Below are 15,492 nucleotides of genomic sequence, written 5' to 3' on the forward strand. Positions count from 1 at the left end.
TATTTATTTTCGCTCTTTTTTAGCTTGTGGTAAAATCGTGATGTAATGATTTCCCAGTTTATAAGTCTCTTTCTTCTCTGGATAAAAGTTTATCGCATATTTTAAAATATTAAAAGACTGCGGAGAGTATTGCATATCATGTGTAAGATTGGTGTTATACACATTATACAATTCTACCGTAGACAAGTCTTTAGCATTTCTTAAAACTTTAGAACCTTGAGCCTTTTCATAAGGGATATGCTCTACTTCAACTCGATTCCTAACTAAATCCTTGAGGTTTCTTAGCAAAGACGGTCTTTCTTTCACATAGGTTGCGTTGGGACCATAAACTTGTTCAAATTTAATTTTTTCCTTTGCATTTAAAGGTGCTTTTACATTGTCAGGAAAATGTACATGCGTCTGCTGCGCACTAAGCATTCCTGTAACAATGAAAAAGGTTGCGAGTAAAAATCTTTTCATTATATACTTTTAGTGTAGTTAACAAATATAAACATCCTACCTTAATTAAATAAAAAATTTGCGCTTTTATTGTGTGGTTAATGTTAATTAGGCTACTTTTTTAACAAAGCCTCTATTTAAATTTCAACTTTAACATTAAACCTTTCCGATTTTGAACTGTCCAATACACGAATCACTAAAAAACAATAAAATGAAAAAGTCCTTAATACTATTACTTCTTGTATTTTTTACACTAGGTGGAATAATGAATGCACAGCACCGAGATGGAGAGCACAAAAAAGATAAAGGAGAGATGCTTGAGAGAATGAAAGAAAAATTGGGGTTAACAGACCAACAAGTATCAAAAATCAAGGCAATTGACGCCAAATATCAATCTCAAGAAGATGCATTAAAAGCTAAAGCAAAAACTTTAAGAGAAGAACACAAAGCTCTTAGAAGTAAAAAAAGAGAAGAAATCGATCAAATCTTAACTGCAGAACAAAAAGAGAAAGTTAAAAGCATGAAGAAGAATAGAAAGAAACGCGACATGCATCAACACAGAAAATAAAACTCTAAAAGAGTTAAACGATAATTATTTTTGTTTTCAATTTAAATAAAAGAGTCCGCTGGTTTAGCGGACTCTTTGTTTTTTATAATAAAATTGACTTTTCTTAATAAGCTTTGGCAAATAAAACTCTTTGCGTACTTGGCTTTCCTGTGTAAACGCATTTACCTTCTTCTTGTTTAGCATCTAAAGGAATACAACGTATGGTAGCTTTTGTCAACTCTTGTATTTTGGCCTCTGTTTCCATGGTTCCGTCCCAATGAGCAGATAAGAAACCTCCTTTCTCCTCTAAAACTTTTTGGAACTCATCCCAATCATTAACTTCAGTGATGTGTGAATCTCTATATAATTTAGCCTTATTATAGATATTAGCATCAATTTCTGACAATAAAGCCGGGATTGCCTCCTCTAAATTCTCTAAACTGACAAATTCTTTAGTTAAATTATCTCTTCTCGCTACCTCAACTTGACCTTTTTCTAGATCTCTAGGCCCTACTCCAATTCTAACTGGAACACCTTTCAATTCATATTCAGCAAACTTCCATCCTGGCTTTTGCTTATCATCGTTATCATATTTAACGCTGATACCTTTTTCTTTAAGTGACTTAACAATAGCTTCGGACTTCTCATCTACCAATGCTTTTTGCTCATCATTAAAGTAAATTGGAACAATTACCACTTGTATTGGCGCCAAAGTAGATGGCAGTACCAATCCTTTATCATCGGAATGCGTCATAATTAAAGCTCCCATCAACCTTGTAGAAACTCCCCAAGAGGTTGCCCAAACATATTCTTGTGTTCCCTCGCTTGTTGCATATTTCACATCGAATGCTTTAGCGAAATTCTGACCCAAGAAGTGAGAAGTTCCAGCTTGCAGAGCTTTTCCATCTTGCATTAAAGCCTCGATACAATAAGTATCTTCTGCTCCAGCAAATCTTTCTGACTCAGACTTAACTCCTTTAACCACTGGCATCTTCATATAGTTTTCCGCGAAATCAGCATAAACGTTTACCATTTGTACAGTTTCGTCAATTGCTTCTTGCTTGGTCGCATGCGCAGTATGTCCTTCTTGCCATAAAAACTCTGCAGTTCTTAAAAACAAGCGGGTTCTCATTTCCCAACGAACTACGTTTGCCCACTGGTTTATTAAAATAGGTAAATCTCTATATGATTGAATCCAGTTTCTATAAGTGCTCCAAATAATTGCTTCCGAAGTTGGTCTTACCACTAATTCCTCTTCTAATTTCGCATCTGGATCCACCATTAACTTTCCAGGTTCATCTGGGTTTGACTTAAGTCTATAATGTGTTACAACTGCACATTCTTTAGCAAAACCTTCAGCATTAGTTTCTTCGGCCTCGAACATGTGTTTCGGGACAAATAATGGAAAATAAGCATTTTGATGTCCTGTCTCCTTGAACATTTTATCTAATTGGGCTTGCATTTTCTCCCATATAGCATAACCATAGGGTTTGATGACCATACAGCCTCTAACACCCGAGTTTTCGGCCAAATCAGCTTTAACAACTAACTCGTTATACCATTTGCTATAATCTTCTTCTCTTGAAGTTAATTTTGCCATATAAATTCTTTAATCTCTTTAGCAGCGCCTATTTTAACATAACATGGCACCACTTTTGTTTTATTATTAACAGTTTGCAACGATATGCAAATTTAATTAAATTACTAACTTTACATGCAATAATTCTACAAGATGAAACCAACAAAGTACAACTACGACCAAATCTTTAAAAAAATCCTTCCCGTTGGAATGATTTTATTTGGAGTAACATCATGCTCGGTTTCTCAACAAACAGTTGGAGAAAACGACGGAATATATTATGACCCATCTTCTCAACCAACTAGGCAAGTTGTGGTAGAAGATAGAGAATATCAACAAAGCGATGAGGTGTATACCTATCAAGAAGAGCAGCCTATTAGAATGGGCGGAAGATACTTCGATGATAGTGGAAATGCACCAGAAACGTCTCAAACTACACAGCAAGAATCTAGATCATATAATGACGATAGCGTTGTTGTTACTAACGACAGCAATGGAAATTATAATGATTGGGGTGATTATCAAGGTGTAGAAATCCATGTGAACAACTATTACGGCCCTCTTACATATAACTGGAACCGCAGATTCTACGGAGGTTGGTACGGACCTTACAGAAGTTTCGGATGGAACTATGGCTGGAGTTCTTGGGGATATAGTCCTTTCTATTCAGGCTATTATGGATTCGGATACCCTTACTTTGGTTACGGATACGGATATAGCGGATTCTACGGACCCTTCCACCCATATTATGGACCTTACTACTACGGTAGCTATGGTTATTATGGCCACCCTTATTATTCAGGATATTACGGAAGTCCATATTATAACAACTACTATGGTAACAGAGTAATGAGAGAAATATATAGAGGAAAAGGTATTCAGAATGGAATTACTAGAGACAATGTCGCTGGAAAGAGAAATGTGACTAGAACTAACTCTGGAATTACTAGAGACAATGCAACATTAACACCTAATTCACCAACTAGAACTAGAGCTACAAGTACTGTAGATGATAATCAAATTAGAACAACGCCAACTAGAAATTCTAGAAACCAGAATGTTTCAAGTGATATCAACACGAATCCAGTAAGAATTAGACCTAGAACTACTGAGGAGGTAAATACAAATAGCGGTGTAAGAACTAATAATAGAGTTAATCCTAACATTAGATCTACCACACCAATTCGTCAGAATGATGTGAGAAATACGCCAAGACCTACGAGGGGTACTAAATACAATAATAACGTACCGACTAGGACGCCAAAGGCTACGCCTAGCACACCTCCTACTAGAAATAGAAATTACAACAGTACTCCGTCAAGACCAACCTCGCCTTCTATCCGAAGCACACCACCAGTTAGATCTTCTTCACCCGTAAGAAGCTCAGGCGGAATTAGAAGAAGATAAATAAATTAGGAAGGAAACTATCATTTAGTTAATTATCATGAAAAAAAATATAATTTTAAGCTTTATTGTTGGATTATCAACTTTCTCCTTTGCACAGGAGAATTTGGTAAACCAATATCCAGAAGAGTTACATCAATACAATAGTGGTTCAGCTTTAGGTGGAACTGCTAGATTTCAAGGAATGAGTGGCGCTATGGGTGCTTTAGGTGGAGATTTATCTGCTACCAGTATCAACCCTGCAGGTGCGGCAGTTTTCTTACAATCAGAAGGTACGCTAACCGCTGGAGTCAATATGGCTAAAACAAAATTGAATTCGAACCAAGGCTCTGATTTTAGTGATTCTAAAATAAATTTTGATCAAGCAGGTGCTGTATTAGTTTTTGATGATTTACAGAGTCACAATTGGAAAAACATTGCTGTAGGTTTAAACTTTCAAAGGCAAAATACAGTAAATGAAGCTATAAATTTAAAGCCAAATACAGTTGCTTCTAACGGAAATAAAATGACGGATTACTATTCTGAAAGAATTGGTAGTTCTTCCGTTACAAATTTAAATGTGGCTGCTAATTATAATAATAACATCTATTTAGGTGGTGGTTTGAATTTCCATACCTACGATGCTGACCAGATTGAAGCCATGCGTGTTGATGATGTTCAGTTTGATAATAATTATAGATTTATTAAAGATGGAACACCTAACTCACGTTTAGGAACGGGAATTTCTGCAAGTCTTGGTGTGATTGCTAAAATAAATCAACAGATTAGATTAGGTGCGTCTTATCAGTCTCCTACATGGTATACGGATACAGAAGAATTAACGACACAATATGCCATGTTTAGTGCAATAGACGGCGAAGAGGAATATTATTATATAGATAGAGAAACACTAGCTTATTTAAATGATTTAACCACAGCTCAAAAGTTCACAGGATCAGCTGCTGTTGTTATTGGATCTAATGGTTTAATTAGTGCTGATTATATCTATACAGATTATAGTTCGGCTAAGTTTAAACCAACTGATGCTTTCTTAGCAGAAAATGCTTTTATCTCAAATAATATGAAAGGAACCAGCACTATTAAAGTGGGTGCCGAGATGAGATTACAGGATTTTAGATTAAGAGGTGGTTATAGATACGAGCAAACACCATTTGAGGAAGTAGATTTATTAGGAGACGGTAATACTTACCAGCCTTTTGGAGACCTTTCTGGCTTTTCATTAGGATTGGGTTATGAATTCCAAAGCTTCTATATAGATGCTGCCTATAGCTTCTACGAAAGAGATCGAAACTATTTAATTTCAGGAAATTTCTATGACTACGGTGGTGAAATCAGTGCAACAGGATTAACCCAGACAGAAGCTTTAAATGCTTTGTCTTTGAATGCTAGCGAAAGTGGATTTGCACAAAGTGTAAAAGATATAACAGAGCAACAAGGGAATATTGCTTTAACGGTAGGATTTAGATTCTAATCTTGTAGATAAAATGTAAAGTTATACAAAAGCCGTCTCCTAGGAGACGGCTTTTTAATGCGTTATAGTTTTTAACTTTATTCCTCTAATTCTTGAAAAGGAACTTCTGGATTAAGAATTTCATCAATTAAATAACCTACTTCAGTTAAAATAGGCTCTAAATCACTTAAGCTTAATAAATCATTCTTTTCCCATTCTAGGTAGTGAATATCTTTTGAGAAATAACGAAGTGGGTATATCCCTGTTTTTGCTTGTTTATAGTTCATCATATAAGCATACATAGCCAATTGAATCGCTTTAGCGCCAGTATAATCCTTTAGCAGATTCTCTACATTTTTCTCAGTTTTTCTTAAGTCAGCTTGGTTAACCGAACCTGATTTATAATCTAGAATTCTAGTGACTCCGTTCACCTGATCGATTCTATCAATAAATCCAAAAAATGAAACTTCATTTCCATTAGGCGTAATAAAATCTTTACTATGTGATTTCTCGAGCTCTTTTATTACCAATTCATTATCTCGAATTAGTAATTTATCTTTCTTAATTACATTCGAAATCATTTCTTGAGCAACTTTAAGAATAATGATATTCTTTCCTCTAGCCTCGTGGCCCTTCAACAGTTCTTCCTCTACCACTTGATGGAAAACTCTATCCTGTTTCTTCTCAATTTCCTTGAAATGATGCTCATCTAAAATTTGACCGATATAATCCGAATACAATTCTTCTAAAACCTTATGAACAATATTACCTAAGGTTCGATCATCTGCCACTTCTTCAACCTCATCCTCTTCTCTTACTCGTAAGATTTGTCGTGAATAAAAATCAATAGGATTAAATAAATACGTACCTAAAGAAGAAGGAGAAATCTTTTTCTTCCACTTGTCTAATTGCTTGAGAACGCTTTCACTTTTTTCAATAGTTAGCAGACTCGTTGGAGATTTACTGTAGCTAGGTGTTGCAATTTCTTCAATGATAGCATGAGGAGATTCTAACTTTAATTGAAGTAAAAACCTACTTGCTTCTCCTGTCCCCATGCCTTCGCTATCCGAATTATATAAGAAGACAGCAGATTTACATCGTTGAATTAAACGATAGAAGTGATAAGCATAAATCGCATCATTATCTAGGAAAGTATTCAGTTTGGCTTCTACCCTAAAGTCAAAGGGTATAAATGAATTTTCTTGACGCCCTAAAGGAAGGGTTCCCTCATTCACCGAAGCAAGAATTATATGTTCGAAATCAAGCAAACGTGTTTCTAACATTCCTAATAGCTGTAAACCCACCAAGGGTTCTCCCACAAACGACACGGATTCTGAGAGCAGTAACTGCTGATAAAGTTGATGCAAGACTTTAAAGTTATCGATAAAATCATGTTCTTGCACTAAATCGTTTAGCTGCATAAAAATACTTCTGAACCTAAACAGATATTCTTGATCCATCGTAGGCAAGTCACCGCTTTCGTAGACTAAATTAATCCAGGATATCACATTACTCAATAAATCCTGAACAGAATTCGGAGCATCAAAAATCTTATAAAATGAATTTTCTATACTTAAATCATTTAGCTTTGAGATAGAAACAAAGATTAAATTATGCTTGTGTAAATGCTCTAACAAGGATTCTGCTTGAGGCAAAAAGAAACCTCTAAAATTCGAATGTTGTAATAAATTGAGTACATTTTTATAATAATAAACTCCAGTTTTATCAAACTTTTCTCTTGTGAGATGCAATTGAAATAGTTCCTTAAAAAAGCTAGAAATTGGAACCATTTGTAATGGCAATCCCATCGTAATATTCAATTTTTGAATATTCTCCGGTAATGCATTCAATACAGCTGGCAAAAGTTGTTCATCCGCTAGTACGATGGCTGTTTTCTCTCTTTCCTCTTCCGTTAATTCTTGTAAATGATTTCCAATATATTTTGCTTGAGTTTCCTGCTTGGGAACATTTACAATTTTAAGCTTCTTATCTTTTTCAAAGTTCTTGTGTATGAATTTAAATTCATCTGGAAATAGAGCTCGATACTTTCTCAAGAAATCACCTGCTTCTTGATCTTTATTGTTCATATAATAAACATCGGCATCCCAATAAGAGATTGCCCTTTCGGCTTCTACAAGATACTGAAGCATATTCAATTCAGCATGAGTGAGAGCATTAAAACCTATATAAACATATTTCTCCGAGCTATCTTTAGCAACAAAATTTTGAATTTCTTCACTCGCTTTCTTTGCCAATAAACCTCGATAAGCTTTTCCTTCCTCTAATAAAATTTTTCTTAAACCAAAAAAAGTTGCTCGAGCATCGGTCCAAAATCCAAGATGATTTTTCATTAAATCACTCAAACCTACCTCCATACTCCTTCCCCAAACCTTAATTCTCTCTTCGGAAATTAAATTATCTAAAAGTCCTCGATCATCACACAACGAAGCATCGATATCATCAAAATCTTTTAATAATATGGGTGCAAACTTTAAGAACTCATCAAAAGTTTTAGGCTCTTCTACGTGGCTCTGATAAGCATTATAGGCAGCAAACCAAAGCGGTACTCCAGAAACCATCTTCAAGCCAGTCACCTCTTCTAAAAACTCCTCTATGGTAATCATTTGAGGAAGCATCCCTTGAAAACCTAATTCGACAAAAGTCTTACGCAAAAACGCTTTCGGGCGAACACCAGGAATAATTAAAGTGGTGTGTTTAAAGTCTAATTCTTGTGCTAATAAATCTTCTACAACTTCAGTTAAAAAGCTTTTCATAGGACTTCAAAATTTGCTCGATCATAAATAATACCTTCGTTTTGGCACAAAGGCAATAAATTAGATTGAATGAAAGCTTCTATTTTCTCTTTTCCCTCATCTGGATATAATAAGTGAATGTTAGCACCAGCATCTAATGTAAAAAACAAAGGCAGTCCTGTTTCTTTTCTAAATTCCCATAATTTATCTAATGCGGATACTGTATTTGGTTTCATTAAAATAAATGCTGGATCAGACAACATCATCATAGCGTGTAAGGACAAAGCTTCATGTTCCACTAACTTTCCAAATGCTTCTAAATCTCCACTTTTTAGAATTTCTAAAAGCTTTTTGATATTTTGCTTAGCTTCATTAAATCTTAATTGTGCATAAGGATGGTTATTCATTAATTGATGACCCACCGTGCTAGAAACCGATTTAGTGCCTTCGTGAATCAATAAAATAGTATCATTAAATGCTTTAAAAACTGGGTGAATATCCTTTTCTAATGGAATTGCAAATAAGTCAGAACTTCCCTCAATATACTCAGATTCCCCCCAAGTTACTAAACCTGGATAAACAGATCTACAGGCACTTCCAGAACCTAATCTTGACAAAAAAGAACTTCTTTGTAATTGGTTTTTAGCTTTATAACCTAACTCTACTTCCATCTGAATCAAACACTTAGATAGTGCGCTCATCCCACTGGCCGATGATGCAATTCCACTACTATGCGGAAAAGAATTGTGGGTATGTAGAGTAAAGTCATAATCCTCTAAGTAAGGAGCATACTCCGCAATTCGTTGAAAAAACTTCTTGATTTTTGGAACAAAATCCGTCTTTTCTACCTCATCTAAAAACACTCTAATTTCTGATTCATTCGCTTTTTTAGGCTCAAAGCTTAAAGTTGTTTCTGTATAGCTATTTGTCAACGTATAACTAATTGAAGGATTGGTTGGGATTTGTGGGTCTGTTTTTCCCCAATATTTCACCAAAGCAATATTAGATAGGCTTTTGGCACTTACCTTTCCTGATTTATTTAAGTCAAATTCAGATTTTTGAACAATGAAATCCTTTGCTAGCATAGTATGAAGTTAGAATGCTAAAGTAAGGAATATTCTTAAAAGTATGACTCGTAAGACAAGTGTTGAATTTGCAATAAAACCACAATTTTCTTTAAAATTAAAAAGACCCACGAAATTCGTGAGTCTTATATATCAAATTTGTGTTATTTACTGTTTTATTAGTGCCTTCACTTCTGAAGTTCCATCTGAAAAGATGATTTTCACTAAGTACTTACCTTTTTTGTAGTTCTGTACGTTCAGTTGAATCGTTTTGTCATCACCACTGTAAGCTCTTTCGAATAGTTTATTTCCTAAAAGGCTATAAACACTCACCTCTACAATTCTTGATTTATCAGAAATAACTTTAATCTCTGAAGTTGTGGTAGCGGGATTAGGATAAAGTACAACTTTCTCCTTCGTGTCTACGACAGCAACTTTAGTAAAATCGATATCCTCCATCGGTAAATTAGCATTCGCCATTCCGATTGAGAAAATCATAAAGAATAATATGTAGAAATATTTTTTCATCAGTTACGTACAAAAGTATAACATTAATTTCAAATATCAAACCATTTTATTGTATTCATGCTTCAAAACTATAATTTTTCTTCAAAAACTTATTAAAAGCTAATTGAAGCATAAGCTTTTTTGATATAAATCATTTATATACGCTTGCTTAAGCCGTATCTTTGTAGCTTAAATTTTATGTCATGTATCCATACCAAAGAAATAGAAGATTAAGAAATTCACATGCTATTCGCAGCCTAATTAGAGAAAACACACTAACGGTTGATGATTTAATGATGCCTCTTTTCATTGTTGAAGGTGAAAACCAAAAACTTGAAATCAGCAGTATGCCAGGCTATTATAGATATTCTTTGGACATGCTTGAAGAAGAAATCAAAGAAGCCTATGCGCTTGGGATTAAAGCGGTAAATATTTATACTAAAGTTCCAGATGAACTAAAAGATAATCATGGAACAGAAGCTTTAAACCCTGAAGGATTGATGCAAAGAGCGATTCGCTTAATTAAAAAAGTCCAACCAGAGATTTTAGTTTTTTCGGATGTGGCTTTAGATCCTTTCTCATCCAACGGACATGATGGTGTGGTTGAAAATGGAGAAATCTTAAATGATGAAACCGTTGAAATTTTAGCAAAAATGGCACTTTCTCATGCAGAAGCTGGTGCTGATTTTATTGCTCCATCGGATATGATGGATGGTAGAATTTTAGCGATTCGTGAGATTTTAGAAGAAAATGGATTCCACCATGTTGGGATTATGAGTTATTCTGCTAAATATGCAAGTTCTTTCTATGGTCCATTTAGAGATGCTTTGGATTCTGCTCCAGGGTTTGGAGACAAGAAAACTTACCAAATGGATTTTGCTAATTCAGATGAAGCCTTAGCCGAAGCGGAATTAGATATATTAGAAGGTGCAGACATTTTAATGGTCAAGCCAGGAATGCCTTATTTAGATGTTTTGGCGAAAGTTAAAGACCATACCAAAATGCCAGTAGCAGTTTATCAAGTTAGTGGTGAATATGCTATGTTAAAAGCTGCTGCAGAAAAAGGTTGGCTAGACCACGACAAGTGTATGATGGAAAGCATGATGGCATTTAAACGCGCGGGTGCTGATATCATTAACACCTATTTCGCTAAAGAAGTAGCTAGGATTCTTAAGCAACCTTAAAATAATTTAAGCAAACAAAATCAAAGCGTAAAATTAGCTAGAGTCTGATTTTACGCTTTTTTTAATTCAATAATTCCTGAATCACTTTCAGCAATCGTTCCTTACGATCCTCAAACCAAAACATGGACTTAATTCTATTTTGAGAACATATAGCCAATTCTTCACCCGATTTAAGAGCTTTATTTACTAATCCCACTGCTTTATCCACGTCTTTTTCATGTAAAACAAAGCCACAATCACCGATAGCATTAGGAATTCCATTTGCTGAAGTACCTACAGGAACGCAGCCCGACATCATGGCCTCGCATAAAACATTAGGCAAACCTTCTGAAACCGAGAACTGAGCATATACTTCGCTTTCAGCATATAAGTTTATCAAATCTTCTTGTGGTAAAATTGGATAAATCGTCAAGTTTGGTAAGTCCCTTAAATCCTCTGGAATCAAACTTAAATTCTGTAAACCCACCAAATAAAATGGCACTTCAGGCATTCGTTTGGCAACATTTAAATACAGATCGATTCCTTTTCTATTAAAAACTTTTTTATCCTTGATCAATGCTATTGTTAAAACTTGTCGCTTTTTAACCTTACTTTTCCATTTACCAGAATCATAGCCGGTTGGGATTACCAAAGATTTCTCTTCTATTCCCTCTACAAAATGAGCAACACCCGTAATTGCTCCTTTTCCTGCATAGGTGTTCTCTCCTTTAATTAGTGATTGGTCAACAGCAATAATTCGATCGCAGTTTCTATAAGCCCATTTTGCCAATTTAACGCGTAATCCACTATCCATAAACAAACCATAATCTATAGAAGGTATTCTCACTGCATCAAAGCCTCCGACAATAATGATGGATTTCTTATTGAATATTTTAGAGATTAACACCGACCAAAAAGCATGATAATCGCAAAACCAGATATAGCTTACATCATGGCGTGGAACTTGTTTAAGCAAGCTAATAATCCCTAAAAGCTGACCTTTTATGAATGCAAAAAGAGATTTATTTAGCTCAAATTGCAACTTATTCACTTTTAATTCGTCAGATAAGAGATTGTAATCCTCTCTAACAAAGGATTGCCATTGGGAATAAACAAATAAGATAGATTTGCGTTTCATAAGTATTATGTGCAAATATTGTAATTTTGAACTTAAGTTAATTGGTTAATGTTGAACAATTTTATTAAATACCTAGTCCTAACAAGCTTTTGTCTATTTAATGCTCAGGTATTAGCGCAAGAGAAATCTTTAAATGGAATGATTGTCGTCGACTTTAGGGATGATTATCCACAAGGTGTAGTCATTACCAATAAAAGCACGAAAGTTTATTCCGTTAGCGACATTACGGGTTCGTTCAAGGTTCAAGCACAAGTGGGTGATACCTTATTGTTTCAAGCTCCTTTTTTGATTGATAGAAAGTTTGTTGTGAGAGAGTCTTCCTTTGAACAAAAGCCGTTGGTTATCCACATGAATTATGAAGTAATTACGTTACAAGATGTCATTGCACGACCACCTTTGACGGGAGATTTAAAAAAGGACATGAAGTCGGTTAGAATGCGTGATGATGTGGAAAGGATTTATGCGAATTTGGGTATTGATATTCGCACACTCGACATGAAGCCAAAAGAAAGAAAGGAGGATGTAATTCCTAAATTAGGTCCTATTCCAATCCCAACTTCTTTAAATGTTGAGGCGCTCTATAAATCAATTACCGGTTATTACCGAAAAATGGAAAACCTCAACCAATTTGAGCGATTAGAGAAGCGAATGGTTGATGTTCAAGAATATTTGGGAAATAAATATTTTGTCGAGGTTTTGGGGATTCCAGAAGCAGATATTCGCGGATTCTTGTTATACACTTATGATCATTCTAATGGAGAATACGAAAGCTATTATCTGCAAGAAGATTACCTAAGTTTTGCGAGATTATTTAAAGAAAAAGCGCCTATTTTCAAACGTAGATTAGAGATAAGAGATGCAGAATAAACCACTAATTATAGCAGTTTATTAAATCTTAATTTGCATTAAACATCAAGCTTATCTTTCTCTTCTAATCTGAGATTTCGTCTTGCGATTGAGCGTATTATCAGACTTAATTTGAATCTTTTGAGGACTATTTTGTAACTCTCCTCCTTTGCCTTGAAGTATATCTCGTTTTTGCTTATCAATTAGCTTTTGAGATTCGTCTTGCTGTGGCTTTTTCTCCTTCACATCCTCAGCTAATTTCTTAGACTCTTCTTGCTTAGGAGTTTCTGGCTGCTTCTTATTTTTATTATTTAATTTATCCAATAAACTTTGAGCATGTTTAGCCTCATCTGTGCCTGGATATAGAATAATGACTCTTTCTAAACCTGCCTTATACTGTTCCTCACCAGATAGTGCGGCATCAGCATAGGCATTTAACAAAGCAAATTTTGAAATGATTTTAGCCATTGGAAATTCCTCGAAAGCTTGAATCGCATTTTGCTTCACCAACTCATATTCCTCTTCTTTATAAGCATCATAGGTCTCTCGATATAATGCCAAGACTTCTGGACTATTTTCTTCAGAGAAATCACCCTGTGGGTTTAAGATAAATTCAGCGTAAATCGTATTTGGATATTCTTCTAAAACTTTATTTTTATACTTCTCACTTAAAGCTACATTCTTATCAGCATTTACGCGATATAAATTGTATAAAGCTTTTAATAAAACCTCATCCTCTTTAGGCGGAGTACTAACCAAATGTTCTAATGTATTGGTAGATAATTTAGCATCTTTAAACTTATCAAAGTAATCCATTCCTAAAGATAGTTCAGTAGTGTCACGTTCCATCTTTAAATCATGAATTGCTCTAGGAGTAGATGGAATTTGCTCTAAATAATAAGCCAACTCATATCTACGTGGATTGTTAAGATTTGCAGTACCCGTAAGTTCAGCTTTTTGATCTTCAATCGTGCTTCCAGTAGAAGAAAGTCTCCAATTATCTTTTAAAGATCTATCACCCCAAATTCTTCTAAATTCAGACTCTCCTTGAGATTTAGCTGAGCTACTATAGAAATAGAATTTACCATCTCCTTGATCAAAACCACTACCGAAGTTTCCTCCCTTAGTCTGCGTTAAGAATTGAGTAGCTTGCTCCTCTTCTTCTCTTTGTTTTTCCTCATCTCTCTTCTTTAAATCCTCGATATAAGCATTAAAGAAAGTAGTTCTATCCGCCTCTGGCATCGCAACCAACTTAAGAATACTATCATTTCTTTGAACCAAGTAATACTTATCGATTACTGATCTAAGATTATCTCTAAATTTAGTTAACTCTACTTTTCTAGGACCTTCAGTTATAGCAGTTACTGCAGAATCATAATATGCGCCTGCATAAACATAATCAGATGCGTTGAACTTAATTTGTCCCATGGCAGCGTAAGTTTCTGCTCTAAATCTAGGGTCAGACATTTTTTCATTCAATGCCATCATATAAGCTTCCTGCGCCAATCCAATTGAATCTCTTTTTTCTTCAAGTTGTCCTAAAGCATAGAAAAATTCATTTCTATAAGTTGCATAAGTTCCTGTATTAGCTAACTTCATCAACCTCTTTCTATAGCTATTATAATCATGAGTCATAGGGTCAAAATTCATAGCAACAGCTACTTGCGAACGAGCTTCCATCTCGAATCCTGGCTTTAACTTAAATGATTTATTAAACTTAGCGTTTGCCTCGTCATATTTACCCATTTCGGTCAAAATCTGACCTTGAATAAAGTTCAAACGAGCTTTTTCATTTCTATTTTTTGAAAACTTAATCGCTCTATCTAAACCATTTAAGGCACTTTCATTTTCTCCTTCTTCATAGAATTTCCAAGCCAAATGCTTTGCAACTCTAGATTTCAAATCTTTTTTAAGATCATCGTTTTGATATAACTCATCCAAAACTTCCATGGCAGCAAAATCGTTTCCAGCCTGTACTTGTGCTAAAGCAGCATAATATTTAGACTCCTCTTTATGCTTATCAAATGGTAATCCTTGAACTTGCTGAAGCGCATCCATCGCTTGGAATGGTTTACCTTGGTAATACCTCGCCTGCCCCAACATTAAGTAAGCTCTAGAGATCAACTTATTACGCTCTTTTCCTCTAATATTCATAGAGTGATTAGAAATAACTTTAAGTGCTTTTTCTTCTGCTTTTGCAAAACCAGTTTTAGAGCTACTTTCATTGCTCAATAAATTACCAGATTTCAAGTTTGGTCCTCTACCAACACCAGCAGGTGCTTGCATAATATCTGGACTATCGTCTGCAACAAATTCACCATAAGGCTCAACGGGCAAAGTCTGGAAATAATCATCTTTATGTCCAGATTTTAGCTCATCAAGTTTTTGATCCATCGCAGCCTGCCCATTAAATAGCGCATTGAACCATGAAGTCATATTGTGATAGGCTCTATTCTTAAGGCTGTCTTTGCTCGCCGAACAAGCAGATAATGCAAAGAATGCCACTAGAATAACAACCGAAAAAGCTCTTTTTGTCATAAGTAACAAATCTAATTAAAAAAAACGTTTAATTCACAGAATTCGTATATAGATTGGTCAAGTCT

Annotated in this window: 12 protein-coding genes; 5 read left to right on the forward strand and 7 right to left on the reverse strand. The window is 34.9% G+C overall.

What is annotated here, in order from left to right; genetic code table 11:
* Nucleotides 1-3: 3 nt before the first annotated feature.
* Entirely contained in the window at nt 4-459 is a 456-nt protein-coding gene (locus NLM59_RS01010) for a hypothetical protein (RefSeq protein ID WP_304415876.1), read from the reverse strand.
* A gap of 190 nt (nt 460-649) precedes the next feature.
* Between NLM59_RS01010 and NLM59_RS01015 the strand changes: the two genes are divergently transcribed.
* A complete protein-coding gene (locus NLM59_RS01015) occupies nt 650-1,006 on the forward strand; it encodes a Spy/CpxP family protein refolding chaperone (RefSeq protein ID WP_304415877.1) in 357 nt (118 codons plus the stop codon).
* A gap of 103 nt (nt 1,007-1,109) precedes the next feature.
* On the opposite strand, the gene proS is transcribed toward NLM59_RS01015, so the two are convergent.
* The gene (gene proS / locus NLM59_RS01020) at nt 1,110-2,585 is read right to left on the reverse strand and encodes a proline--tRNA ligase (RefSeq protein WP_304415878.1); all 1,476 of its coding nucleotides are present in this window, start codon (nt 2,583-2,585) and stop codon (nt 1,110-1,112) included.
* A gap of 132 nt (nt 2,586-2,717) precedes the next feature.
* On the opposite strand from proS, the gene NLM59_RS01025 reads away from it, so the two are divergent.
* Both NLM59_RS01025 and NLM59_RS01030 read left to right on the forward strand, forming a co-directional pair.
* A complete protein-coding gene (locus tag NLM59_RS01025) occupies nt 2,718-3,971 on the forward strand; it encodes a hypothetical protein (RefSeq protein ID WP_304415879.1) in 1,254 nt (417 codons plus the stop codon).
* 37 nt (nt 3,972-4,008) lie between these two features.
* Nucleotides 4,009-5,439, forward strand: a complete 1,431-nt coding sequence (locus NLM59_RS01030) for an OmpP1/FadL family transporter (protein ID WP_304415880.1) — start codon at nt 4,009-4,011, stop codon at nt 5,437-5,439.
* A gap of 77 nt (nt 5,440-5,516) precedes the next feature.
* Here the strand turns inward: NLM59_RS01030 and NLM59_RS01035 are convergent, their stop codons facing one another.
* The 3 genes from NLM59_RS01035 to NLM59_RS01045 form a co-directional block, all read right to left on the reverse strand.
* Nucleotides 5,517-8,192, reverse strand: coding sequence for a PD-(D/E)XK nuclease family protein (locus tag NLM59_RS01035; protein ID WP_304415881.1), 2,676 nt, complete (start codon nt 8,190-8,192; stop codon nt 5,517-5,519).
* Nucleotides 8,189-9,256: a diphosphomevalonate/mevalonate 3,5-bisphosphate decarboxylase family protein gene (locus NLM59_RS01040; RefSeq protein WP_304415882.1), complete on the reverse strand. Its 1,068-nt coding sequence runs from the start codon at nt 9,254-9,256 to the stop codon at nt 8,189-8,191. The genes NLM59_RS01035 and NLM59_RS01040 overlap by 4 nt, the downstream gene beginning before the upstream one ends.
* Nucleotides 9,257-9,403: 147 nt before the next feature.
* Nucleotides 9,404-9,733, reverse strand: a complete 330-nt coding sequence (locus NLM59_RS01045) for a T9SS type A sorting domain-containing protein (RefSeq protein WP_304415883.1) — start codon at nt 9,731-9,733, stop codon at nt 9,404-9,406.
* A gap of 212 nt (nt 9,734-9,945) precedes the next feature.
* Here NLM59_RS01045 and hemB point away from each other — a divergent pair, with 212 nt between their 5' ends.
* The gene (gene hemB / locus NLM59_RS01050; RefSeq protein WP_304415884.1) at nt 9,946-10,926 is read left to right on the forward strand and encodes a porphobilinogen synthase; all 981 of its coding nucleotides are present in this window, start codon (nt 9,946-9,948) and stop codon (nt 10,924-10,926) included.
* A gap of 61 nt (nt 10,927-10,987) precedes the next feature.
* Here the strand turns inward: hemB and NLM59_RS01055 are convergent, their stop codons facing one another.
* Nucleotides 10,988-12,043 carry a glycosyltransferase family 4 protein gene (locus NLM59_RS01055; RefSeq protein ID WP_304415885.1) on the reverse strand — a complete coding sequence of 352 codons (1,056 nt, stop codon included), beginning with the start codon at nt 12,041-12,043 and terminating at the stop codon, nt 10,988-10,990.
* Between the two features lie 48 nt (nt 12,044-12,091).
* Between NLM59_RS01055 and NLM59_RS01060 the strand changes: the two genes are divergently transcribed.
* A complete protein-coding gene (locus NLM59_RS01060; RefSeq protein WP_304415886.1) occupies nt 12,092-12,910 on the forward strand; it encodes a hypothetical protein in 819 nt (272 codons plus the stop codon).
* Nucleotides 12,911-12,961: 51 nt separating this feature from the next.
* Here NLM59_RS01060 and porW read toward each other — a convergent pair whose 3' ends face one another.
* Nucleotides 12,962-15,427, reverse strand: coding sequence for a type IX secretion system periplasmic lipoprotein PorW/SprE (gene porW, locus NLM59_RS01065; RefSeq protein WP_304415887.1), 2,466 nt, complete (start codon nt 15,425-15,427; stop codon nt 12,962-12,964).
* Nucleotides 15,428-15,492 lie beyond the last annotated feature (65 nt).

This window comes from Profundicola chukchiensis (assembly GCF_029664245.1).
GTDB lineage: Bacteria > Bacteroidota > Bacteroidia > Flavobacteriales > Weeksellaceae > Profundicola > Profundicola chukchiensis.

Excerpts from the sequence above, each read along its gene's own strand:
- NLM59_RS01055 (WP_304415885.1), bottom strand. The coding sequence starts at position 12,043 with ATGAAACGCAAATCTATCTTATTTGTTTATTCCCAATGGCAATCCTTT.
- NLM59_RS01045 (WP_304415883.1), bottom strand. The coding sequence starts at position 9,733 with ATGATTTTCTCAATCGGAATGGCGAATGCTAATTTACCGATGGAGGAT.
- NLM59_RS01025 (WP_304415879.1), top strand. The coding sequence starts at position 2,718 with ATGAAACCAACAAAGTACAACTACGACCAAATCTTTAAAAAAATCCTT.
- NLM59_RS01030 (WP_304415880.1), top strand. The coding sequence starts at position 4,009 with ATGAAAAAAAATATAATTTTAAGCTTTATTGTTGGATTATCAACTTTC.
- NLM59_RS01035 (WP_304415881.1), bottom strand. The coding sequence starts at position 8,192 with ATGAAAAGCTTTTTAACTGAAGTTGTAGAAGATTTATTAGCACAAGAA.
- hemB (WP_304415884.1), top strand. The coding sequence starts at position 9,946 with ATGTATCCATACCAAAGAAATAGAAGATTAAGAAATTCACATGCTATT.
- NLM59_RS01040 (WP_304415882.1), bottom strand. The coding sequence starts at position 9,256 with ATGCTAGCAAAGGATTTCATTGTTCAAAAATCTGAATTTGACTTAAAT.
- proS (WP_304415878.1), bottom strand. The coding sequence starts at position 2,585 with ATGGCAAAATTAACTTCAAGAGAAGAAGATTATAGCAAATGGTATAAC.
- NLM59_RS01015 (WP_304415877.1), top strand. The coding sequence starts at position 650 with ATGAAAAAGTCCTTAATACTATTACTTCTTGTATTTTTTACACTAGGT.
- porW (WP_304415887.1), bottom strand. The coding sequence starts at position 15,427 with ATGACAAAAAGAGCTTTTTCGGTTGTTATTCTAGTGGCATTCTTTGCA.
- NLM59_RS01060 (WP_304415886.1), top strand. The coding sequence starts at position 12,092 with ATGTTGAACAATTTTATTAAATACCTAGTCCTAACAAGCTTTTGTCTA.
- NLM59_RS01010 (WP_304415876.1), bottom strand. The coding sequence starts at position 459 with ATGAAAAGATTTTTACTCGCAACCTTTTTCATTGTTACAGGAATGCTT.